The 21775-nt window shown below is 66.1% G+C and carries 18 protein-coding genes; 9 read left to right on the top strand and 9 right to left on the bottom strand.

The window, feature by feature from the left end; translation table 11 throughout:
• Positions 1-32: 32 nt before the first annotated feature.
• The 7 genes from ABIC78_RS06960 to ABIC78_RS06930 are packed head-to-tail and all read right to left on the bottom strand — an operon-like array spanning position 33 to position 7981.
• The gene (locus ABIC78_RS06960; RefSeq protein ID WP_354488500.1) at positions 33-1265 is read right to left on the bottom strand and encodes an allantoate amidohydrolase; all 1233 of its coding nucleotides are present in this window, start codon (positions 1263-1265) and stop codon (positions 33-35) included.
• A complete protein-coding gene (locus ABIC78_RS06955) occupies positions 1259-2848 on the bottom strand; it encodes a gamma-glutamyltransferase family protein (protein WP_354488498.1) in 1590 nt (529 codons plus the stop codon). The genes ABIC78_RS06960 and ABIC78_RS06955 overlap by 7 nt, the downstream gene beginning before the upstream one ends.
• Before the next feature lie 8 nt (positions 2849-2856).
• Positions 2857-3792 (bottom strand): 5'-methylthioadenosine/S-adenosylhomocysteine nucleosidase, encoded by a 936-nt coding sequence (locus ABIC78_RS06950; RefSeq protein ID WP_171792276.1) that lies wholly within the window; start codon positions 3790-3792, stop codon positions 2857-2859.
• Between the two features lie 8 nt (positions 3793-3800).
• A complete protein-coding gene (locus ABIC78_RS06945) occupies positions 3801-5114 on the bottom strand; it encodes an NCS2 family permease (RefSeq protein ID WP_369974039.1) in 1314 nt (437 codons plus the stop codon).
• A gap of 8 nt (positions 5115-5122) precedes the next feature.
• A complete protein-coding gene (locus ABIC78_RS06940) occupies positions 5123-6475 on the bottom strand; it encodes an AtzE family amidohydrolase (RefSeq protein ID WP_354488495.1) in 1353 nt (450 codons plus the stop codon).
• A complete protein-coding gene (locus ABIC78_RS06935; RefSeq protein WP_354488493.1) occupies positions 6472-6693 on the bottom strand; it encodes a hypothetical protein in 222 nt (73 codons plus the stop codon). The genes ABIC78_RS06940 and ABIC78_RS06935 overlap by 4 nt, the downstream gene beginning before the upstream one ends.
• Before the next feature lie 46 nt (positions 6694-6739).
• Positions 6740-7981, bottom strand: coding sequence for a dipeptidase (locus ABIC78_RS06930; protein WP_502915650.1), 1242 nt, complete (start codon positions 7979-7981; stop codon positions 6740-6742).
• Between the two features lie 52 nt (positions 7982-8033).
• On the opposite strand from ABIC78_RS06930, the gene ABIC78_RS06925 reads away from it, so the two are divergent.
• Together ABIC78_RS06925 and ABIC78_RS06920 are read left to right on the top strand one after the other, a co-directional pair.
• Complete coding sequence (locus ABIC78_RS06925) at positions 8034-9671, top strand: NAD(P)/FAD-dependent oxidoreductase (RefSeq protein ID WP_354488831.1); 1638 nt, start codon at positions 8034-8036, stop codon at positions 9669-9671.
• Between the two features lie 462 nt (positions 9672-10133).
• The gene (locus tag ABIC78_RS06920) at positions 10134-10988 is read left to right on the top strand and encodes a bifunctional 5,10-methylenetetrahydrofolate dehydrogenase/5,10-methenyltetrahydrofolate cyclohydrolase (RefSeq protein ID WP_022677267.1); all 855 of its coding nucleotides are present in this window, start codon (positions 10134-10136) and stop codon (positions 10986-10988) included.
• Between the two features lie 121 nt (positions 10989-11109).
• Here the strand turns inward: ABIC78_RS06920 and ABIC78_RS06915 are convergent, their stop codons facing one another.
• The gene (locus ABIC78_RS06915) at positions 11110-12423 is read right to left on the bottom strand and encodes an MFS transporter (protein ID WP_022677268.1); all 1314 of its coding nucleotides are present in this window, start codon (positions 12421-12423) and stop codon (positions 11110-11112) included.
• Between the two features lie 168 nt (positions 12424-12591).
• Here ABIC78_RS06915 and cyoA point away from each other — a divergent pair, with 168 nt between their 5' ends.
• From cyoA to ABIC78_RS06880, 7 genes are all read left to right on the top strand, one after another.
• Positions 12592-13794, top strand: a complete 1203-nt coding sequence (gene cyoA, locus ABIC78_RS06910; protein ID WP_022677269.1) for a ubiquinol oxidase subunit II — start codon at positions 12592-12594, stop codon at positions 13792-13794.
• 71 nt (positions 13795-13865) lie between these two features.
• The gene (gene cyoB, locus ABIC78_RS06905) at positions 13866-15911 is read left to right on the top strand and encodes a cytochrome o ubiquinol oxidase subunit I (RefSeq protein WP_051146403.1); all 2046 of its coding nucleotides are present in this window, start codon (positions 13866-13868) and stop codon (positions 15909-15911) included.
• The gene (gene cyoC, locus ABIC78_RS06900) at positions 15908-16564 is read left to right on the top strand and encodes a cytochrome o ubiquinol oxidase subunit III (RefSeq protein WP_022677271.1); all 657 of its coding nucleotides are present in this window, start codon (positions 15908-15910) and stop codon (positions 16562-16564) included. The genes cyoB and cyoC overlap by 4 nt, the downstream gene beginning before the upstream one ends.
• Complete coding sequence (gene cyoD / locus ABIC78_RS06895; protein ID WP_022677272.1) at positions 16561-16968, top strand: cytochrome o ubiquinol oxidase subunit IV; 408 nt, start codon at positions 16561-16563, stop codon at positions 16966-16968. The genes cyoC and cyoD overlap by 4 nt, the downstream gene beginning before the upstream one ends.
• A 2-nt stretch (positions 16969-16970) precedes the next feature.
• On the top strand, positions 16971-17684 hold the full coding sequence (locus ABIC78_RS06890; protein WP_354488489.1) for an SURF1 family protein: 714 nt from the start codon (positions 16971-16973) through the stop codon (positions 17682-17684).
• Positions 17681-18982, top strand: a complete 1302-nt coding sequence (locus ABIC78_RS06885; protein ID WP_354488487.1) for an ATP-binding protein — start codon at positions 17681-17683, stop codon at positions 18980-18982. Before ABIC78_RS06890 ends, ABIC78_RS06885 begins: the two co-directional genes overlap by 4 nt.
• A gap of 2 nt (positions 18983-18984) precedes the next feature.
• A complete protein-coding gene (locus ABIC78_RS06880) occupies positions 18985-19548 on the top strand; it encodes a response regulator transcription factor (RefSeq protein ID WP_043609993.1) in 564 nt (187 codons plus the stop codon).
• Between the two features lie 117 nt (positions 19549-19665).
• On the opposite strand, the gene ABIC78_RS06875 is transcribed toward ABIC78_RS06880, so the two are convergent.
• Positions 19666-21708: a M3 family metallopeptidase gene (locus ABIC78_RS06875; RefSeq protein ID WP_354488486.1), complete on the bottom strand. Its 2043-nt coding sequence runs from the start codon at positions 21706-21708 to the stop codon at positions 19666-19668.
• Between the last annotated feature and the right edge of the window lie 67 nt (positions 21709-21775).

The following is a 21775-nucleotide window of genomic DNA, read 5'->3' as shown; positions in this document are numbered from 1 at the left end:
GCGGCGGGTCGATTTCGCCAAAAAGCAGGGGATCAAGCACAGGACGCTCCCAGATTGTCGATAAAGCCCAGCATCACCGCCAAGGCGCCTTGCGCGTCGGCCGGTTCTACATGCTCGGCAGGGTTGTGGCTGATGCCGTCGCGGCAGCGGATGAACAGCATGGCCGTGGGGGCCAGATGCGCGAGGTTCATGGCGTCGTGACCGGCACCGGAAACCAGGCGGCGCGGCGGATGGCCGGCGGCCACCAGCGCGGCTTCCAACTGCTCCATCAGCGCCGGATCACAGGGCGAAGGAGGCAGATCGTGGATCAGGCGGTGGCTGACGCCCAGGCCGCGCTGCGCGGCGATCGTCGCGATCTCGGCCAGGATGGCCGCCGCCGCGTGGTCACGCCGCACGGCCTCACCAGCGCGCACATCGATAGTGAAGCGCACCTGTCCGGCGATCACGTTGGCCGCGCCCGGCGCCGCCTCGATACGGCCCACCGTGGCCACCAGGTCGCTGGCGTCGGCTTGAGCGATCCGCTCGATCGCCAGGATCATCTCGGCGGAACCTGCCAGCGCATCGCGGCGCAGCGGCATGGCCGATGTGCCGGCATGGCCTGCCTGGCCCATGACCGTCACCTCGTAGCGCAGTTGCGCGGCGATGCCAGTCACCACGCCCAGCGCCAGCCCCTCGGCTTCCAACACCGGTCCCTGCTCGATATGCGCCTCGAGATAGGCCAAGGCGCCGGGATGGCGCGCGGCACGCAGGGTTTGCGGGGAAAGGCCCCATTCGCCCAGCGCCTGCGCCAGCGTGACGCCCTGGGCATCGGCCATGTCGGGCACCGTATCGAGCAGGCCGGCGAGTGCCTTGCTGGTCAACATCGCGGCGGGAAAGCGGCTGCCTTCCTCGTCGCCAAAGGCGATCACCTCAATCGCGAAGGGCATCCGGCGTCCGGCGGCATGAAGCGCGGCAACGCATTCGATACCCAGCATCACGCCCAGCGGACCATCATAGACACCGCCGTCGCGCACACTGTCGATGTGGCTGCCGATGATTAGCGGCGGCCCGTTGCCCGTGCCGGGATAGCGCCCGATCAGGTTGGCCGCGCCATCGACATGGGTGGTCATGCCTGCCTCTGCCATCCACGCGGCAAGCTGCGCCACGCTGGCGCGGTGCGCGGGGGACAGCCACCCGCGATAAAGCCCGCCGGCCATGTCGGAAAAGGGCGCCTGGCCCAGCGCCCGGCAGCGCTCCACCGCGCGCATCCCACCGCCGCTCACCATGCGGCAACACCCCCGTCGCTGCGCGGATCGGTCGCGCCATACAGCGCGCCATCGGCCTCGCGCACCACCGCCCCGGCATGGCCCATCATCGCGGTCAGCGGGCCGACGCGTTCCACCACATGGCCGGCTTCCTCAAGCGCGGCATAGACGGCTGGATCGAACCCATCCTCGATCTTGAGCGTGGTGCTGTCCTCGCCCCAGGTGCGGCCCAGCAGCCAGCGCGGCGCGGAGATCGCTTCCTGCAGGTCCATGTCGTGCCAGACATGACGCGAGAAGACGGCGGCCTGGGTCTGCGGCTGCCCTTCCCCGCCCATCGTGCCATAGGCCATGACGCGTCCGTCGGTCAGTTCGGCCAATGCGGGGTTGAGCGTATGGAACGGCTTGCGCCCGGGCTTGAGCGCATTCCAGCCCGTTTCGGCCAGGCGGAACGATGCGCCCCGGTTCTGCCAGGTGATCCCGGTTTGCGGCAGGACCAGGCCAGAGCCGAATTCGAAATAGGTGCTCTGGATCGCCGAAACCACCTGTCCCTGAGCGTCGGCCGCGCCAAACCAGCAGGTATCGCCCCATTGCGAAGGCTGCGGCCAGGGCAGCGCGCGGGCCGGATCGATCTGCGCGGCCATCGCGGCCAGCGCTGCGGTATCGTTAAGCAGGCCTTGGGCGTCTTGCGCCATATAGGCCGTATCGCCGCAGTGCGCGTCACGCCACAGGAAGGCCTGCTTGGTCGCCTCGACCAAGCTATGGATATGGCCAAAGCTTTCGCCAGGGCCGCAGCCGGCCTGTTCCGCCAGGGCCAGGATCAGCAGCGAGGCAACGCCCTGCGTGGGCGGTGCGCTGTTGTAAAGCCGCCCTGCCTGGGTCGCGACCGAGAGCGGCGCGGGCCGCAGTGCGCGATGGGCGGCCAGGTCTGCGGCGCCCACGGGGCTGCCCAGCGTGGCAAGATCGGCCGCCACCAGATCGCCGAGCGCGCCGGTGTAGAAATCCTCGATGCCCGCCTCGGCCAAGCGGCGCAAGGTCTGGGCCAGGGCGGGCTGGCGCAGCACATCGCCCGCGCGCAACGGGCGTCCGTCCGGTTCGAACGTGGCCGCATAAGCGCCAGGCTGGGCACGCAGTTCCGGCCCCTTGGCCAGGGCCAGCGTGGCATGGCCGGCAGTGACGGCCACGCCGGCTTCGGCATGGGCGATCGCCGGGGCAAGCAGGCGGGCAAGCGGCAATGGCGCCGGCTCGCTTTCCAGCACGGCTTGCCATGCAGACAGCGTACCCGCGACGGTGTTGGCCGCCAGCGGGCCGCGCCACGGCACCGTGGCATGCCCGGCATAAAGCGCCAGATCAGCAGCTTGCGCCGCGCCGCCCACGCCATGCACGCCATGGACGCGCCCGTCGTTTTCGCGGATCAGCCAGAAGCCATCGCCACCGATCCCGGTCATGTGCGGATAGACGACAGCGAGCGTCGCGGCGACGGTGATCGTCGCCTGCGCGGCGCTGCCGCCGTCTTTCAGCACAGCGAGGCCGGCCTCTGCGGCCAGGTAATGCGGCGCGGTAACGATGCCGCCACGTCCGCGGACCGTATGAAGAGTTCGTGCCATGGCGCCGCTCAATCCGGCAGGCCGGCAACGAACGCGCGCACCACGGTGGCCGCGTTCACCGATGCGAGGTGATCGAACACGTATTCCATGTTGCGATCGGCGTCCCCTCCCGCCAGGTCAGACAGCGAGCGGAACACGATCGCCGGCACGCGGTTGGCATAGGCCACCTGGATCACCGCCGCGCTTTCCATGTCGAGCAGGCGGGCATGCCAGGCGCGGAACAGGTATTCGCGGAACTGGGCATTGTCGGCATAGACGCCGGCCGAAACGCCGGTGCCGCCCACCTCAACCTTGGGATCATGCGGCAGGCACAGCTTGGCCTCCGCGCTCATCCCGGCCGAAGGCGCCACGCAGCGCTTGAGCGTGAGGCCGGCAGTCACCTTGCGGGCCAGCGCGACAAGCGCGGGATCAGCGTCAAGCAGGATGTGGTTGGTAGCAGGCTGCGCCGCATTGCCCACGCGCGTGCCATTGGGAAAGATGAACTGCCAGTTTTCCGGCGCGCCGGCCGGGCTCGGCGCCGGGGTCTGCCAGCCGTGATCGGTCTGGCGGGCAAACATCACTTCCAGATACTGGCCCCAGTGTTCGGGCACGGCAACGTCCCCGATATTGAGCGCCGGGTCCACCCCGCCGGCCACGCCGGAAAAGACCACGCGCTTGACCTTGAAATGGTCGATCGCCAGCTGGGTGTTCATCGCCGCGTTGACCATGCTGACCCCGCTGGACATCAGGATCACCGGCCGCCCGGCCAGTGTGCCGAGCACGATCTCGCGGTCGTTGATCTTGACCCGGCGGCCATGGGTGATGACCGCCGCCATGGCTTCCCATTCGGGGGCATAGGCGGTGAGCACCAGCGTGCGCGGCGTGGGATCGAGCACAGTGGCCGTGGCGTGGGCCGCCTGCGGCAGGGCGAGCAGCGCGGCAGCGGCTGCGAGGATCGTTTTCATCCGCCGCATCACGCTGCCCCCATCCACACGAAGCGGGCGACGAACAGCGCCGCCAGCACGAACAGGAACCAGTCGCTCTTGCGCGCCCGGCCACGCAGCAGGGTCAACACGGCATGGGCAGTGATGCCCAGCGCCAGGCCATTGGCGATCGAGAACGTCAGCGGGATCATCGCCACGGTCAGGAACGCCGGGATCGCCGCCATCGGGTCTTCCCATTCCACCTCGGTCAGCGGCAGCAGCATCAGGCCGCCTACGATGATCAGCGCCGGGGCAGTGGCCGCCAGTGGCACGAGCTGGGCATAAGGGGCCACGAACATCGTGGCGAAGAACAACACGCCGGTGACGATCGCGGTCAAGCCGGTGCGCCCGCCAGCCTGCACGCCCGCAGCGCTTTCCACGTATGACGTCACCGTGCTGGTGCCGGCAAGCGCGCCCACCATCGTGGCCACGGCATCGGTGATGAGAATGCGGTTGAGGCCGGGAATGCGCCCCGCCTTGTCCATCAGGCCGGCGCGCTTGGTCACGGCCACCAGCGTGCCGATATTGTCGAACAGATCGACGAACAGGAACACGAAGACAATCTCGACCACCCCGCCCGACAGCTTGAGCACGCCGGGCAGATCGAGCTGGAAGGCGGTGGCCGTCAGCGCATCGAGCGAGTAGGGCTGCGGCGCCACATGGACCATGCCGGCAAACCACCCGACCAGCGTGGTGGCAACGATGCCCAGCAGCATGGCGCCGCGCACGTTCCACACCGACAGCACGCCGATGATCAGCAGCCCCAGCAGCGCCAGCGCCGGCCCCGCGCTCTTGAGGTCACCAAGCGCCACCAGTGTGGCGGTATTGCCCACGACAATGCCCGCATCCTTGAGGCCGATAAAGCCGATGAACAGGCCGATCCCGCCGGCCACGGCGGCAAACAGATAGTTGGGAATGACCGCAACGATCAACTGGCGCACGCCGGTCAGCGTCAGGATCAGGAACACCAGTCCCGAAATCATCACACAGCCCAGGCCCACCTGCCACGGCACGTGCATCTGCCCCACCACGGTAAACGCGAAATAGGCGTTGAGGCCCATGCCCGGCGCGAGGGCCAGCGGCGTATTGGCGGCAACCCCCATCAGGATCGAGGCAAAGGCCGCGGCAAAGCATGTCGCCGCCGCCACGGCCGCCACCGGCATTCCCGCCTGACCCAGGATCGAAGGATTGACCAGCACGATATAGGCCATGGTCAGGAACGTGGTGGCCCCCGCCACCACTTCGGTGCGCAGGTTCGTGCCGCGCCCGGAAAAATCGAAATAGGCGCCGATCCGCTGCGCCATGCCACCTGTCATTGCCGTTCCCCTGCGAAATCTTGCGGCGCGAGTGCCCCCGGCGCGGTTGCCCCGACCACGCCCTGTTCTTCCAGCATTTGTGCACACGCGAAAAGAGCCGTTTCGCCATGGCGCCTGCCGATCAGTTGCAGCCCCAGCGGCAATTGCCCGGGCCGCGCCAAGGGCACGCACAACGCGGGCAGCCCCAGAAAAGTGATCGGCTGGGTATGAATGCCCAGATCGGCCCGCGCCGGCACCATGGCGCCATCGATCAGGATGCGTGGATCGGCGATAAGCGGCGCGACGCAAGGTGCGGCGGGCGCGACCAGCACATCGACGCCCTGCGCTTCGAACAACGCGTCGATATCGGCCCGCGCCTGCGCCCGCAACGCCTGCGCCGCATCATAGAGCGCGCGGGGCAGCAGGCTTCCGGCAATCAGACGGTCGCGCACGGCGGGGTCGTATTCCAGTGCCGCGCGCGCCAGATCGGCGCGATGCAGGGTGCCGCCTTCATAGGCCGTGATCAGGAACGCCGCCGAACGATACCGCGCGAGATCGGGCAAGGTGAGGCACGGCCCCTGCCCCACGACAGCGGCAATCGCCGCTTGCTGTGCCGGGGCCAGGTTTTCGGCAAAGCGGCTGCCGAGCATGCCCACACGCGGCGGCGCCAAGGGCGCGGCGTCGGCATGGCCTGACAGGATGGCCCAGATCGCGCGCAGATCAGGCAGGTTGCCGGTGAACGGGCCGATATCGTCAAAGCTGTGGGCAAAGGGAAAGGTGCCACCCACGGGCAGATCGGCATGCGTGGGCTTCAGCCCATAAAGCCCGCACAGGCTGGCCGGCACGCGGATCGAGCCATTGGTGTCCGATCCCAGGGCAAAGGCCAGATGCCCGGCTGCCACCACCGCCGCCGATCCGCCGGATGATCCCCCTGCCAGGCGCGTGGGATCGTGCGGGTTGCGCGTGGTGCCATGGTGAGCGTTGATCGTGGCAAAGCCATAGGCGAACTCGTCCATGTTCAGCGTCGCCACCAGCACGGCGCCGGCATCGCGCAAGCGCGTGATCGCCACAGCATCGCTGGTGGCCGGCGCGGCATGGGTACGCACCGCCGAACCGGCCGTGGTTACCTCACCCGCCACATCGAACAGATCCTTGACGCCATAGGGCACCCCGGCGAGCGGGCCGGGATCGATCCCGTGCGCCACGTGTGCGTCGATCCGCGCGGCTTCGTCCAGCGCGCGGGCGGGCAGCAGGCGGGTAACCGCAACATGACGATCGGCCGCCAGGCGCGAAAGCGCCGCCTGCGCCAGATCGACCGCGCGCACGCGCCCGGCGCGCACTGCCGCCGCCTGCTCCAATGCCGCGATCATGCGTGGTCGTCCCCGGCAAAGATCGCGGCATGGCGCGTCAGCAGTGCCAGATTTGCCACGACGCCTGGTAGGCATTCGCCGGGAATCTGCCACCCGTCTTGCCCGGCGCGGGCTTGTGCCTCTGCCTCGGTACGGGGCAGCGCTTGGGCGTCGTGCGGCGCTGCGGCGCGGTGGTTCGGGACGGGATCGGCCATGTCGGTGGCGATGATAGCTGCCACCCCCCTATCGATCCAACGCAATGATCGGAACGGATCGTTGCAAAAATTAGCGCAGGGTAGCGCCGGCCATTGCCTGTTCGCGCGCAGCCTCCGCTTGTGCAGCGGCCAGCACGCGCAGCACGTTGCCCGACCAGATCTTGGCGACGTCTGCCTCGCTATAGCCGGCATGGAGCAGCGCTGCGGTCAACTTGGGCAGATCGGCCACATCATCCAGGCCGGCCACCCCGCCGCCGCCGTCCCAATCCAGCCCGATGCCGACATGATCGACACCCGCCACTTTCAGGGCGTGCAACAGATTGGCCATCACATCGTCAAAGCCCGCGCGCACCTCGGGCCACTGCCTGTCGATCGCATGGCGCTGCGCCAGATAATCGGCCCGCTCTGCCGCGCTCAACACGCGGTCTTCGGGAAAGCGTTGCTCCAGCGCATCGAGCGCGGCCTTGCGTTGCGGGCTTTGCACCAGCTTTTTGACATAGACCGAGTTGATCTGGATGACGCCACCCTGCGCCGCCAGCGCGCGCAGATGCGCGTCGTCGATATCGCGCGGATGGTCATAGACCGCCTTGCAGCCCGAATGGGTCAGGATGATCGGCGTCTTTGACAGGCGCAGCGCATCGTCGAGCGCGGCGTCTGAACTGTGCGAAAGATCGGGCACCACGCCCAGGCGGTTCATTTCCGCCAGCAGTTGCACCCCTGCCGGGCTCAACCCGTCCCACTTGGGCATGTCGGTGCTGCTGTCGGCAAACTGGTTGGTCTTGAAATGGGCAAAGCCGGAAATGCGCACACCCAGCGCGTAGAACGCCTGGAGCAGCGTGGGATCATCGCCCAGCGGCCAGGCGTTCTCGATCGACAGATAGACCACGCGGCGCCCGCTGGCGGCAATCTGCGCGGCATCGGCGGCGCGGTCAGCCAAGGCAAAGGCCTGGGGATTGGCCGCGACCATCGCGTGGATCGCCACCGCACGGCGCAGCGCATAATCGCGCGCGGCGCGCGTGCTGGCGGGATCCAGCGGCCCTTGCGGCGTATAGATTGCCCAGAACCCACCATCGAGCCCGCCCGCCACCATGCGCGGCACGTCAACCTGGGTATAATCATCGGCGGCGCTGTGGCGCTGCACGATCGACCAGCCCGGCAAGACCAGCGAAGCCGGCGTATCGAGGTGGGTGTCGAGCGTCAGCAGGCGTTCGTGCAGCGCGCGCTCTCCCTTGGTGGGCACAGGGGCATCGGCCATGGCCGGCAAGGCCAGCAGGGCGGCGAGCGGAGCGATCGCGAGGGAGAGGAAGCGCATGGCCCTTCATCCGGCTTTCCCTCTGGCGGCGCAAGGGGTAGAGGCGCACCCCATGTTGCGTCTTACCGAACTCAAGCTGCCGCTCGACCACGCCTCCGAAGCCATGCTGCCGGCCATCGCCGCGCGCCTTGGCGTGGGCGAAGCGCAGATTCTGCGCCATGCCGTGGCCAAGCGCGGCAACGATGCGCGCCGCAAGAATGCCATCCAGTTGGTCTATGCGGTTGACGTCACGCTCAGCCCGCAGGACGAAGCCGAAGTGCTCGCGCGCCTGGCCGGCGACACTCATGTGCGCCCCACGCCCGATACCTCCTATCGCTTTCCCGTGCGTGCGCCCGAAGGGTGGCAGGCGGGCGAAGGCGAGCGCCCAGTGGTGATCGGTGCTGGCCCGTGCGGCCTCCTGGCCGGGCTGATCCTGGCGCAGATGGGCCTGCGCCCGATCATCATCGAGCGTGGCAAGGCCGTGCGCGAACGCACCAAGGACACTTGGGCGCTGTGGCGCAAATCGGTGCTGACGCCGGAATCCAACGTGCAGTTCGGTGAAGGCGGCGCCGGCACCTTTTCCGATGGCAAGCTCTACAGCCGGATCAAGGACCCGCGCCACCTGGGCCGCAAGGTGCTGGTGGAGTTCGTGAAAGCCGGCGCGCCCGATGATATCCTGACCGAGGCGCACCCCCACATCGGCACGTTCCGCCTGGTCACGATGGTCATGTCGATGCGCGAGACGATCGAGAAACTGGGCGGCGAATACCGCTTTGGCACGCGGGTGGACGATTTTGCGGTCGAGACCGACGCCGCCGGCGAGCGCCGCCTTGCCGGCCTGCACTTGTCCAACGGTGAATACCTGCCCGCGCGCCGCGTCATCATGGCGGTCGGCCATTCGGCGCGCGATACGTTCGAAGTGCTTTACAACCGCGGCGTGCACATCGAGGCCAAGCCCTTTGCCATCGGCGTGCGGATCGAGCATCCGCAAAGCCTGATCGACCAGGCGCGCTATGGCGCCTGTGCCAAGCATCCCATCCTGGGCCCGGCGGCCTATGCTCTGGCGCACCAGGCCAGTAACGGCCGCTCGGTCTATAGCTTCTGCATGTGCCCGGGCGGGCGCGTGGTGGCCGCCGCGAGCGAGGAAGGCCGCGTGGTGACCAACGGGATGAGCCAATATTCCCGCGCCGAATTCAACGCCAACTCGGGCCTGGTGGTGGACATCACGCCCGAGCGCGATTTCCCCGGCCATCCGCTGGCCGGCATTGCGCTGCAACGCCATTGGGAAGAGCGGGCCTTCGTGGCCGGCGGATCGAACTATCAGGCGCCGGGTCAGAAGGTGGGCGATTTCCTCGCCGGCCAGCCCAGCAGCGCGTTCGGCAGCATTGTGCCATCCTATCAGCCGGGCGTGCATCTGACCGCGCTGGAAGAATGCCTGCCCGATTTCGTCACCGACGCGCTGCGCGAGGCGTTGCCCGTGTTCGGTCGGCAGATGGCGGGCTACGATCATCCCGATGTGGTGATGACGGGGGTGGAAACGCGCACGTCTTCGCCGGTGCGCATCACCCGCGGCAAGGATCTGCAAAGCCTCAATACCCGGGGGCTCTATCCGGCAGGCGAAGGCGCTGGCTATGCCGGCGGCATTCTTTCGGCGGCGGTCGACGGCATTCGCGCGGCAGAAGCGCTGGCGCAGGACCTTTTGGCCGGATGATTCGCGGCCTTGGTGACGGTGCGGGACGGCATGAGCCATCCTGCAAGGCCGTTGCCGCCAGTTGCGGCGGGAGATGCATACCAATGCATTTTGGATTGGTATTTTTTCTGGGTTGGATCGCGGCCTGACAGCACTGCGCTGCAAAATCATAAAATCGTTTGCATTTTCCGGGATTCCCCTTGGCCGTCGCTGTCAATCCAGCGTTTTCAAGGAAGTGAATTGCATTAAATGCATGTTGCATTGCGTGAAACGCATTTGCCTCGCCGCGGTGATTGGGTCATCCAGATAAGGCCTTTCAGGCATCCTCTCCCAAAACTTCCCGGGCCGATCGGATTTCCGACCGGCCCTTTTTTTGTCCGTAGCCTGCGCGAGATGGCGAAATTTGTATGCAACACATACAATGTTTGCGATAGGAGCGCGTGCTGCACCAAGCCGCATTGGCAAACTGTCAAGGGAGAGAACATGGCAACGCTCATCGATGGCAAGGCAATCGCCCGCGCACTGTCGGTCACGACGGCAGAGGCGGTGGCGCAGATGGTGGCTGCAGGCCACAGCGCTCCTGGCCTGGCCGTGGTGCTGGTCGGCAATGACCCGGCCAGCGAGGTCTATGTCGGGCGCAAGATCAGCCAGTGTGCCAAGGTCGGCATCCATTCGATCGAGCATCGCCTGCCCGCCGATACCGCAGAGGAAGACCTGCTCGCCCTGATCGCCGCGCTCAATGCCGATGCCACGGTGCATGGCATCCTGGTGCAGTTGCCGCTGCCGGCGCAGATCGATGCCGGCAAGGTGCTCGACGCGATCGATCCGGCCAAGGACGTGGATGGGTTCCATCCGGTCAATGTCGGGCGCCTGTCCACCGGCACCGGCGGCCTGGTGCCCTGCACGCCGCTGGGCTGCATGATGCTGCTCGATACGGTGATCGACAACTATCGCGGGCTCGATGCCGTGGTCATCGGCAAGTCCAACATCGTCGGCAAGCCGGTGGCCATGCTGCTGCTGGAGCGCGAGTGCACCGTCACCGTCACCCACATTGCCACCCAGGGCCTGCCCGATATCGTGCGCAAGGCCGATATCGTGGTGGCCGCCGCCGGTGCGCCGGAACTGGTCAAGGGCGATTGGATCAAGCCGGGCGCGGTGGTGATTGACGTTGGCATTACCCGCGTGGCCCAGGCCGATGGTACTACGCGCCTGGTGGGCGATTGCGCCGCGCACGAAATGGCCCATGCCCGTGCCGTCACGCCGGTGCCCGGTGGCGTCGGGCCGATGACCATCGCCTGCCTGCTGAGCAACACGGTGCAGGCCGCACGGCACGCATGACCATAAAAAGCCCCCTCTTCTTCAGAGGAGGGGGAGAAAAGCCTGATCACCGTTGGTGAACAAAAAAAGGGGCGGTTCGGATTGATCCGAACCGCCCCTTCTTGTTGCTTTGCCAGATGGCTCAGTTGGTCGCTGCGGTGCGGTTGGCCCACAGCGCCACGATCGTGCCGATCGCGCCCGACAGCAGGTAGGCACCCGAAGCCAGCAGGCCATAGTTGGCCGACAGCCACAGCGCCGCATAGGGCGCAAAGCCCGCGCCCAGCAGCCAGGCCAAGTCGCTGGTCAGCGCCGAGCCGGTGTAGCGGTGACGGGTTTCGAAGGCATCGGCCACGGCACCCGAAGACTGCCCGAACGAGATGCCCAGCAGCACGAAGCCGGTGAGCATGAACGACACTTCGCCGGCCACGCCAATGCCGAGCAACTGCGGGGCAAAGCCCGAGAACGCGGCAATCGCGGCGGCCGAGAAGCCGAGCAGCGTGCGGCGGCCAACGCGGTCGGCCACCAGGCCCGAGATGACGATCGCGGCCACGCCCACGGCAGCGGCGATGGCTTCGATGGTGAGGAAGCGGGTCGGCTCTTCCGAGGTGAAGATGAACACCCACGACAGCGGGAACACCGTGACCATGTGGAACAGCGCAAAGCTGGCGAGCGGTGCAAAGGCGCCGATCAGGATGGTCTTCCACTGTTCGCGGATGGTGACGAGCGCGCTTTCGGCGACAAGGTCACGCGATTCGAACAAGCGCTGGAATTCCGGCGTCACCACGATGCGCAGGCGCGCGAACAGCGCCACCACGTTGATCGCAAAGGCCACGAAGAACGGGAAGCGCCAGCCCCACGACAAGAAGTCGTCAGCCGGCAGCGAGGCGGTGAAGAACGCGAACAGCAGGCTGGCCACGATCAGCCCAAGCGGCGCGCCCAGCTGCGGGATCATGGCATACCAGCCACGCTTGCCCGCCGGCGCGTTGAGCGCCAGCAGCGAGGCCAGGCCATCCCACGTGCCGCCCAGCGCAAAGCCCTGGCCCAGGCGGAACAGCGCGAGCAGCAGCACCGCGTTGTGGCCGATTTCGGCATAGCCGGGCAGGAACGCGATCGCCGCAGTCGAGCCACCCAGGCCGAACAGCGCCACCGTCAGCTTGAAGCCACGGCCGAATGCACGGTCAAGCCACATGAAGAACAGCGAGCCGACCGGGCGGGCGATGAACGCCAGCGGGAACACCGCAAACGACGCCAGCGTGGCGTTGAGCGGGTCCAGGTAAGGAAAGAAGACCTTGGGGAACACGATCACCGAGGCGATCGCATAGACGAAGAAGTCGAAGAACTCCGAGGTCCGTCCGATGATCACGCCGATGGCGATCTCGCCCGGGGAAATCGAACCGTGCCCGGCGTGGGAATCGCTCCCCAGCCCTTCGTGATTATCGACTACGGCAGCAGTCATGACTGACACAAACTCCTTGGATCCCGCGCATTTCTCGCAAACGCGCCGACCGGCCGGCCGCACGCATGCGACCTGCCCTTATGTGCCCTATTGTCTTTGTGCAGCCGCGAAGGGGATTGGACAAAATGTCCTATCGTTTGCACGGCCCAGCGCTTCTAGGTGCGCCACATGCGTGCGAAACTCTTGAATCGGGCGCGCCTGCTGCGCTGCGCCATCGTCCCGCTCCTGGCCCTGCCGCTTGCCGGCTGCGACTGGGTCGTGCTCAACCCCGCGGGCGATGTCGCTCGCCAGCAGGGCGATCTGGTCATTGTGGCCACGTTGCTCATGCTGTTGATCGTCGTGCCCGTCATGGCCACGGTTGTCATTTTCGCGTGGCGTTACCGCGCCACCAACACCGAGGCCAAGTACGATCCGGACTGGAACCACTCCACCCAGCTGGAACTGATGATCTGGGCCGCGCCGCTGATGATCATCATCGCGCTGGGCGCGGTCACCTGGGTCGGCACTCACCTGCTCGATCCCTATCGCGCGATCTCGCGCATTGATGCGCAGACCCCGGTCGCCGCCAATGCCAAGCCGGTAGAGGTGGAAGTGGTGTCGATGGACTGGAAGTGGCTGTTCATCTATCCCGAACAGAACATCGCCACGGTCAATGAACTGGTGGTTCCCGCCGGCCGGCCGCTGCGCTTCCGCATGACCTCGTCCACCGTCATGAACACCTTCTATGTCCCCGCGCTGGCCGGCATGATCTACACCATGCCCGGCATGGAAACCAAGCTGCACGCCGTGTTCAACCAGGAAGGCGCGTTCAAGGGCATTTCCGCACACTTCAGCGGCGCGGGCTTCTCGCAGATGCACTTTGCCACGCGTGCCGTGTCCGATGCGCAGTTCGACCAGTGGGTGGCCAGCGTGAAGGCCGGCAAGAACGACGGCATGCTCAGCCGCGATGCCTATCTCCAGCTCGACAAGCCCAGCATTGCCGATCCGGTGCGTCACTATGCCGGCGTCGCTCCCGATCTGTTCAACGCCGTTGTCGATCTCTGCGTCCAGCCCGGCAAGATCTGCATGAGTCAGATGGCCATGCTCGACGCCAAGGGCGGCGTGGGCAAGGAAGCAGCGCGCCTCAACGTGGCCGCGCTGACCTATGACAAGAACGGCCGCGCCACCGAAACGGCAGTCCTGCCTGGCAGCGTCGTGGCCCAGACCGACCGCTTCGTGAAGGCCTATTGCAGCGACAACCGCCCGATGGCCGCACCCAGCGGTGACGCGCCTCTGCCCAAGACGCTCGATCGCCTGCGTGGCGCCGGAATCAACCAGGCAACTGGTCCCCGGGTCAGCCTGGCCGGCCCGCTACTGCAGCCTGCCTCTTGAGGCAGGTTGCCGATCCGATACGCCGCACCAGATTTGATCCGGCCCCATTTTTCTGACCGATGGATATTGCGATGACCGCTGTCCCCCTTCCCGCCACTGCCCCACCGCCGTGGTCTCCGCTCCTGGGACGCATTTCCCTTGAGCAGCTTCCCTTCCTCCACGAACCGATCGTGGCGGTCACCTTCGTTGGTGTGATCCTTGGCGGGATCGCGCTGGTGGGGGCCCTCACCTATTTCCGCCTCTGGGGCTATCTCTGGAAAGAATGGTTCACCAGCGTCGATCACAAGAAGATCGGGGTCATGTACATGATCCTGGGCCTGGTGATGTTCATGCGCGGCTTTGCCGACGCACTGATGATGCGCTTGCAGCAGGCGATGGCGTTCAACGGCAGCGACGGCTATCTCAACGCGCACCATTATGATCAGGTGTTCACCGCCCATGGCGTGATCATGATCTTCTTTGCCGCGATGCCGTTCGTGACCGGTTTGATGAACTATGTCGTGCCGCTGCAGATCGGCGCGCGCGACGTGTCGTTCCCGTTCCTCAACAACTTCAGCTTCTGGATGACCACCGGCGGCGCCGTGCTGGTCATGGCTTCGCTGTTCCTGGGTGAATTCGCCCAGACCGGCTGGCTGGCTTTCCCGCCGCTGTCGGGCCTGGCCTACAGCCCCGGCGTTGGCGTGGACTACTACATCTGGTCGCTGCAGGTGGCAGGTGTCGGCACCACGCTATCGGGCATCAACCTGATCGCCACGATCATCAAGATGCGTGCCCCGGGCATGACCCTGATGCGCATGCCGGTGTTCACCTGGACCGCGCTGTGCACCAACGTGCTGATCGTCGCCTCCTTCCCGGTGCTGACCGCCGTTCTCGTGCTGCTCTCGCTCGACCGTTACGTGGGGACCAACTTCTTCACCAACGACTTCGGCGGCAGCCCGATGATGTATGTCAACCTCATCTGGATCTGGGGCCACCCGGAAGTTTACATCCTCATCCTGCCGATCTTCGGCGTGTTCTCGGAAGTCACCTCCACGTTCTCGGGCAAGCGCCTGTTCGGCTATACCTCGATGGTCTATGCCACCGTGGTTATCACCATCCTGTCCTACGTCGTGTGGCTGCACCACTTCTTCACGATGGGTTCGGGCGCCAGCGTCAACAGCTTCTTCGGTATCACCACCATGGTGATCTCCATCCCCACCGGGGCCAAGCTGTTCAACTGGCTGTTCACGATGTACCGTGGCCGCATCCGCTTTGACCTGCCGATGATGTGGACGGTGGCGTTCATGCTCACCTTCACCATCGGCGGTATGACCGGCGTGCTGCTCGCCGTGCCTCCGGCCGACTTCGTGCTGCACAACTCGCTGTTCCTGATCGCGCACTTCCACAACGTGATCATCGGCGGCGTGGTGTTCGGTACGTTTGCCGCGATCAACTACTGGTGGCCCAAGGCCTTTGGCTTCAAGCTCAACCAGTTCTGGGGCAAGGTCAGCTTCTGGTGCTGGGTGCCGGGCTTCTGGCTGGCGTTCACCCCGCTCTATATCATGGGCCTGATGGGCGTGACCCGCCGGACCCGCGTGTTCGACGATCCCAGCCTGCAGCCCTACTTCATCGTTGCCCTGCTGGGCGCGGTGCTGATCGCCGCCGGCATCGGCGCGATGGTCGTGCAGTATGGCGTGTCGATCTGGAAGCGCGAAGAGCTCAAGGACGAAAGCGGTGATCCTTGGAATGGCCGCACGCTGGAGTGGGCCACCAGCTCGCCCCCGCCGGCCTACAACTTTGCCTTCACCCCGATCGTGCACGATCTCGATGCCTGGGAAGACATGAAGCGCGCCGGCGTCGGCCGTCCGCTTGATGGCTATCGCCCGATCCACATGCCCAGCAATACGGGTGCAGGCGTGATCCTGGCTGGCATCAGCACGGCCCTTGGCTTTGCCCTGATCTGGCACATCTGGTGGATGGCCGGTGCCAGCTTCGTGGCACTGCTCGTGAGCGCCATCGCCCACACCTTCAACTACAAGCGCGATTACCACATCCCGGCCGAAGACGTTGCCGCCGTCGAGGCGCAGCGTACGGCCCAGCTGGAACGCCTTGCCCAGAACCAGGGAGCCGCCGCATGAGCGATGCTGTCCATAGCTCGGGCCATTCGGCTCCCCTGCCTGCCTCGCTGACCAAGCTGGGCAAGTTCTGGGACTTGAACGAGCATGACCATCCCGAAGGCCACAGCACCATGCTGGGCTTCTGGATCTACCTGATGAGCGACTGTCTCATCTTCGCCATGCTGTTCGCAGCGTTCGGCGTGCTCGGCGGCAACTATGCCGCCGGGCCCGGCCCGCGCGAGCTGTTCGAGCTGCCCCTGGTGGCGGTGAACACCTCGATGCTGCTGTTCTCGTCGATCACCTATGGCTTTGCCATGCTGGCGATGCAGCGCGGCTCGGTCAGCCAGACGCAGATGTGGCTGCTGATCACCGCCGTGTTCGGCGCGGCGTTCCTGTCGATCGAACTCTACGAATTCTCCAACCTTATCCACGAAGGCGCCACGCCCCAGCGCAGCGCGTTCCTTTCGGCGTTCTTCACGCTGGTCGGCACCCACGGGCTGCACGTCACGTTCGGCCTGATCTGGCTGTTCACGCTGGTGGTGCAGGTTTCGCGCAAGGGCCTGATCCAGGCCAACAAGCGCCGCCTGATGTGCCTGTCGCTGTTCTGGCACTTCCTCGACGTCGTGTGGATCGGCGTCTTCACCTTCGTCTACCTGATGGGGATGCTGCGATGAGCGCGAAGAACTATACCGACCTGGCCCACCGCCACGCGCACGGGGATGCCAATCCCCACGCCATCGGCCACCACCATGACGAACCGCACGGCTCGCTGCGCGAATATGTCATCGGCTTCGTGCTGTCGGTGGTGCTCACCGCCATTCCGTTCTGGTTGGTGATGAGCGGCGCCATTGCCGACAAGAACACCACTGCCATCGTCATCGCGGCCTTTGCCGTGGTCCAGGTGGTGGTCCACATGATTTACTTCCTGCACATGAACGGCAAGGCCGAAGGGGGCTGGAACATGCTGGCCCTGATCTTCACCGCCGTGGTCGTGCTGATCGTCATCTCTGGTTCGATGTGGGTGATGTACCATATGAACCACAACATGATGCCGATGCACGCCGAGCAGATGGACTGATCATGACTTCGCAAACGGGCAGCAGGCAGCGCTTGCTGCCCGTTTCGATTCTGCTGGTCCTGGCGCTGACCTTTGCCGGCCTGGGCATCTGGCAGGTAAAGCGCCTCGCCTGGAAAGAGGCGCTGATTGCCGATGTGACGCGCGCCGTGCATGCAGCGCCTGTCTCCATCGCCGCCGTGCCCGCTGGCGCCATTGATCGGCTTGCCTATCATCGCGTGGCGATCACCGGCCGGTTCATCCCCGCCGCCACCGTTCTGGCCACGGCCACCAGCACGCTGGGCAATGGCTATTGGGTCATGGTGCCCCTGGCCACGCCCGGCCAGGCCCCGGTGTGGATCAACCGTGGCTTCGTGCCGATGGGCACCCGACTCGATACCGCCCGCCGCGCCGTTCCCGTTACCCCCGTTTCCATCATCGGCCTGATCCGCCCGAGCGAGCCCAAGGGCACGTTCCTTCGCGCCAACCGGCCCGAGGCAGCGCGCTGGTATGCGCGCGATCTGCCCGTCATGAACATGCGCCGCGGGGTCGTGGCAGAGCCGCGCTATTTCCTCGACGCGCAAGTGGAAACGCCGCGCCCCACGGCTCAGCCCGTGCCGGCGCCCGGCCTCACTGTCATCGCGTTTCCCAACAACCACCTGTCCTATGCGCTGACCTGGTTTGCCCTTTGCGCCCTCTCGCTTGGCGCGGCAATCATGGTATGGCGCAAGGCGCGATGAGCGCCACCCCGCCCCTTTCCTCCACCCGTCCGATCTATCCCGCGGCCAGCGCGCGCAACATGGCGCTGCTGGTGCAACTGCGCTGGGTTGCTGCCGTGGGCCAGCTCGTGGCGATCTGGGTCAGCGTGCGGGTGCTGGGCGTCAAGCTCGATGTGGCGCCGCTGGTGGCCGTGCCGGTGCTGATGGTGGTGATCAACGGGCTGACTCTGCTGCTCGATCGCGGGCGCGAGGGATATAGCCATGTCGAACTGCTCGGCGCGCTCACGCTCGATATGCTGGCGCTGGCCTGGCAGCTCTATTTCAGCGGCGGCACGTCCAACCCCTTCACCTTCCTGTTCCTGATGCAGATCGTGATCGCGGCAATCCTGCTCCCGCCAAACTGGAGCGCGATCGTGGCGGGCATGGCCGCGCTGATCGTCACCCGGCTGGCCTTCGTCCATCGCCCGCTCGATCTGCCCACCGGCACCTTCGATGGCACGATCGAGCTGTTCCAGCTGGGCAATCTCGTCTGCTTTGCGCTGGTCGCCGCGCTGCTGGTGTTCTTCGTGATCCGCATGGACCGCAACCGGCGGCAGAGCGAGACGGCGCTGGCCGCCTTGCGCCAGCAAGCCACCGAGGAACAACACATCGTGCGTCTGGGCCTGCTTGCCTCGGGCGCGGCACACGAACTGGGCACGCCGATGGCGACAATGTCGGTCATCCTGGGCGATTGGCAGCGCCATCCCGCAATCATGGCCGACCAGGACTTGCGCGAAGAGTTGCACGACATGGCTTCCGAACTCAAGCGCTGCAAATCGATCCTCTCGGGCATCCTGCTCAGTGCCGGGGAAGCGCGCGGCGAAAACCCGCAGATCACCACCTTGGGCGACTTCCTGGCCACCATCGCGGCTGAATGGAACGAGCGCGGCCATGGCGTGATCCGCCTGCGCAACATGGTGGAGACCGATCACCCGATCGTGGCCGATCCCGCGCTGCGCCAGATCATCGGCAATGTCATCGACAATGCCCTGGAAGTCTCGCCCGATTTCGTGGAAATCCGCGCCGAGATGACCGGGGGCGACATCGTGCTGACCGTGCTCGATCTCGGCCCCGGTTTCGCGCCCGACATGCTGGAATCGATCGGCCGCCCCTACAATTCCACCAAGGGCCGTGACGGTGGCGGGCTGGGGTTGTTCCTGGTCGTCAACGTCGTGCGCAAGCTGGGCGGCCGGGTCGAAGTGAAGAACCGCACGGCGCGCGGCGCGATGGTGCGCCTGGAAATCCCGGTGGCCTCGCTGGCCTATCGCACGGGGGAATGAACATGCCCGATCCCGAACTGGAACTCACAGCACAGGACGAAGCCCTGCCGCTGGTGATCGTGGAAGACGATCCCGCCTTTGCCCGCACCCTGCGTCGCTCGTTCGAACGGCGCGGCTATGCGGTAGAGCATGCCGCCAGCCCCGATGAACTGGAAGTGCTGCTCGATGCGCACGATTTCCAGTTTGCCGTGGTGGACCTGAAGCTCGGCACCGGTTCCGGCCTCACCTGCGTGCAGATGCTGGCTGAACGCGATCCCGAAACGCGCATCGTCGTCCTTACCGGCTTTGCCTCGATCGCCACAGCGGTGGAAGCCATCAAGCTGGGCGCGGCGCACTATCTGGCCAAGCCCGCCAACACCGACGATATCGAGGAAGCCTTTGGCCGCGTCGGCGGCGATCCCACCGTGCCGCTCGATACGCGCAAGACCTCGATCAAGACGGTGGAATGGGAATACATCCACTCCACGCTGGTGGAATGCGATTTCAACATTTCCGAAGCCGCACGCCGCCTGGGCATGCACCGCCGCACCCTGGCAAGAAAGCTGGAAAAGCGGCCGCTGCGCTGATTTTATTCTTCGTCACCCCGGACTTGATCCGGGGTCCAGCTTTACTATTCCACCGTCCAAAGAAGCGGGACCCCGGGTCAAGCCCGGGGTGACGGTAATTACTTACAAATCAACCGCTCAAGCCGCCAAACCGCGCACGCGCAGCAGCGCGCCAGGATCGGGCGCGCCGCCGCGAAATGCCACGTAGTTGTCCATTGCCGGGCGGCCACCGCCTTGCGACAGCACTTCGCGGCGGAACGCGGCGCCCAGTTCGGCCTGCCGCTCTGGCGCCGCAGCAAACTGCTCGTAGGCATCTGACGAGAGCAGTTCGGCCCAGAGGTAGGAATAATACCCCGCCGCATAGCCGCCGGCAAAGATGTGGCTGAAAGCATGGGCGAAGCGGTTCCACGCCGGATAGCGCATCACCGCCACTTCGGCCCGCACGGCATCGAGCAGGCCCTGCACATCGGGCGCATCGGCAGCGGCGCGGTGCAGGCGGATATCGAACAGCGCGAATTCGATCTGGCGCAGCACGGCCAGCGCGCCCATGAAGCCGCGCGCGGCGTTGAGGCGTTCGATCAAGGCATCGGGCAGCGGTTCGCCGGTTTCCTCGTGCGCCGAGGCGGCCTTGAGCACGGCGGGATCATAGGCAAAGTTTTCCAGGAACTGGCTGGGCAGTTCCACCGCATCCCATTCCACGCCGCTGATCCCGCCGATTGAGGGCATGTCGCCCTCGCCCAGCAGATGATGCAGGCAGTGCCCCATCTCGTGGAACAGGGTCACCACGTCGGCATGCTGGAGCAACGCCGGCTTGCCCGGCGCGGCCTGGGCGAAATTGGTGATAAGATAGGCCACCGGCATCTGCGTCTCATCGGCGGCCCGGCTGGGCGAGCGGCACACGTTCATCCAGGCGCCGCCGCGCTTGCCCTCGCGCGCAAAGAAATCGGCATAGAGCCGGGCGAACGGGGCATCCGCGCCGGCGCGAAACAGGTCGAACTGGCGCACGTCATCATGCCACAGGCCGCTGCCCGGTACTTCCTTGAACGCCACGCCGAACAGCCGCTCCACATGGCCGAACAGCGCCGGCAGCACCTTGTCGAGCGGCAGGTAGCGGCGCACCTCGGATTGGTCGAGCGCATGGCGGGCCAAGCGCGCACGCTCGGTGGCAAAGCCCATGTCCCAGGGTTCGAGCGTGTCGATGCCCAACTCGCTGCGGGCAAATTCGGCCAGATCGGCCAGTTCGGCCTGGGCCAGCTGGCGGGTGCGCGCGGCAAGGTCGGTCAGGAACGCTTCCACTGCATCGGGGCGTTCGGCCATCTTGGTGGCCAGCGACAGGCTGGCGGCATCGCCCTGGCCCAGCAGCTGCGCCGCCTTGGCGCGCAAGGCCAGCAGCGCGGCCATGCGCGGCCCGTTGTCAAACTCCCCGGCGTTGGGCCCCTGGTCCGATGCGCGCGTGGCATAGGCCTGCTGCACCTCGTGGCGCAGCGCGCGATCCTGGGCATAGGTCAGCACCGCCACCACTACCGGGGCGTGGAGCGTGATCAGCCAGCCCTCTTCATGCCCCTTGGCCCGCGCCGCTGCTGCCATGCCGGCAAGGTCCGCCTCGGGAATACCGGCTAGGCGGCTCGCATCGGTCACGTGCAGGCTCCAGGCCTCGGTCGCGTCCATCACGGCATTGGCATATTCGGTGGCCAGGCGGCCTTGTTCCACCTGGTTTTCGGCAAAGTCGCGGGCGTCATCGCCATCGAGCGCCACACCCGAAAGCTCGAAATCGCGCAGCGCCAGTTCGCGGGCGCGTGCCGCCAGCGGATCAAGCGCCGTAGGATCGATCGCGCGGATCGCTTCATAGAGCGCGCGGTCCTGGCCCACGGCGGCAAAGTGCGCGGCGATCAGCGGCTGCGCCTGTGCCTGCGCGGCACGCAATTCCGGGGTGTTGGTCACCGCCAGCAGATGGCCGACCACGCCCCAGGCCTCGCTGATGCGGCGATCGGCCTCTTCCTTGAACGCCAGCATGGCCGGATCGCCGGCGCGCGCCACGCACGCGGCCATGGCGGCCTGGTGATCGGCGATCGCGGCGGTTACGGCCGGCACAATGTCATCGGCGTGGATTTGCGCAAAGCGCGGTTGGCCATGCGTGGCCAGCAGGGGAAAGGCAGCGTCGAGCGTGGCAGTATCGGTCAAAGGTGCGCTCCGGCAAGGTGTCTTGCGGCCTAGATAGGAAGGCCATCTGCGCTTGTCTGCCCCGGCA

Origin of the sequence: Novosphingobium sp. 1529 (genome assembly GCF_040544855.1) — a bacterium.
GTDB classification, from domain to species: domain Bacteria; phylum Pseudomonadota; class Alphaproteobacteria; order Sphingomonadales; family Sphingomonadaceae; genus Novosphingobium; species Novosphingobium capsulatum.
Note: the sequence above shows the minus strand (reverse complement) of the source record. Positions and strands in the feature narration are given on the sequence as shown.

Coding starts and splice junctions, on each gene's coding strand:
- ABIC78_RS06960 (WP_354488500.1), bottom strand. CDS start 1,265: ATGGTGAGCGGCGGTGGGATGCGCGCGGTGGAGCGCTGCCGGGCGCTG.
- ABIC78_RS06955 (WP_354488498.1), bottom strand. CDS start 2,848: ATGGCACGAACTCTTCATACGGTCCGCGGACGTGGCGGCATCGTTACC.
- ABIC78_RS06950 (WP_171792276.1), bottom strand. CDS start 3,792: ATGAAAACGATCCTCGCAGCCGCTGCCGCGCTGCTCGCCCTGCCGCAG.
- ABIC78_RS06945 (WP_369974039.1), bottom strand. CDS start 5,114: ATGGCGCAGCGGATCGGCGCCTATTTCGATTTTTCCGGGCGCGGCACG.
- ABIC78_RS06940 (WP_354488495.1), bottom strand. CDS start 6,475: ATGATCGCGGCATTGGAGCAGGCGGCGGCAGTGCGCGCCGGGCGCGTG.
- ABIC78_RS06930 (WP_502915650.1), bottom strand. CDS start 7,981: ATGCGCTTCCTCTCCCTCGCGATCGCTCCGCTCGCCGCCCTGCTGGCC.
- ABIC78_RS06925 (WP_354488831.1), top strand. CDS start 8,034: ATGTTGCGTCTTACCGAACTCAAGCTGCCGCTCGACCACGCCTCCGAA.
- ABIC78_RS06920 (WP_022677267.1), top strand. CDS start 10,134: ATGGCAACGCTCATCGATGGCAAGGCAATCGCCCGCGCACTGTCGGTC.
- ABIC78_RS06915 (WP_022677268.1), bottom strand. CDS start 12,423: ATGACTGCTGCCGTAGTCGATAATCACGAAGGGCTGGGGAGCGATTCC.
- cyoA (WP_022677269.1), top strand. CDS start 12,592: ATGCGTGCGAAACTCTTGAATCGGGCGCGCCTGCTGCGCTGCGCCATC.
- cyoB (WP_051146403.1), top strand. CDS start 13,866: ATGACCGCTGTCCCCCTTCCCGCCACTGCCCCACCGCCGTGGTCTCCG.
- cyoC (WP_022677271.1), top strand. CDS start 15,908: ATGAGCGATGCTGTCCATAGCTCGGGCCATTCGGCTCCCCTGCCTGCC.
- cyoD (WP_022677272.1), top strand. CDS start 16,561: ATGAGCGCGAAGAACTATACCGACCTGGCCCACCGCCACGCGCACGGG.
- ABIC78_RS06890 (WP_354488489.1), top strand. CDS start 16,971: ATGACTTCGCAAACGGGCAGCAGGCAGCGCTTGCTGCCCGTTTCGATT.
- ABIC78_RS06885 (WP_354488487.1), top strand. CDS start 17,681: ATGAGCGCCACCCCGCCCCTTTCCTCCACCCGTCCGATCTATCCCGCG.
- ABIC78_RS06880 (WP_043609993.1), top strand. CDS start 18,985: ATGCCCGATCCCGAACTGGAACTCACAGCACAGGACGAAGCCCTGCCG.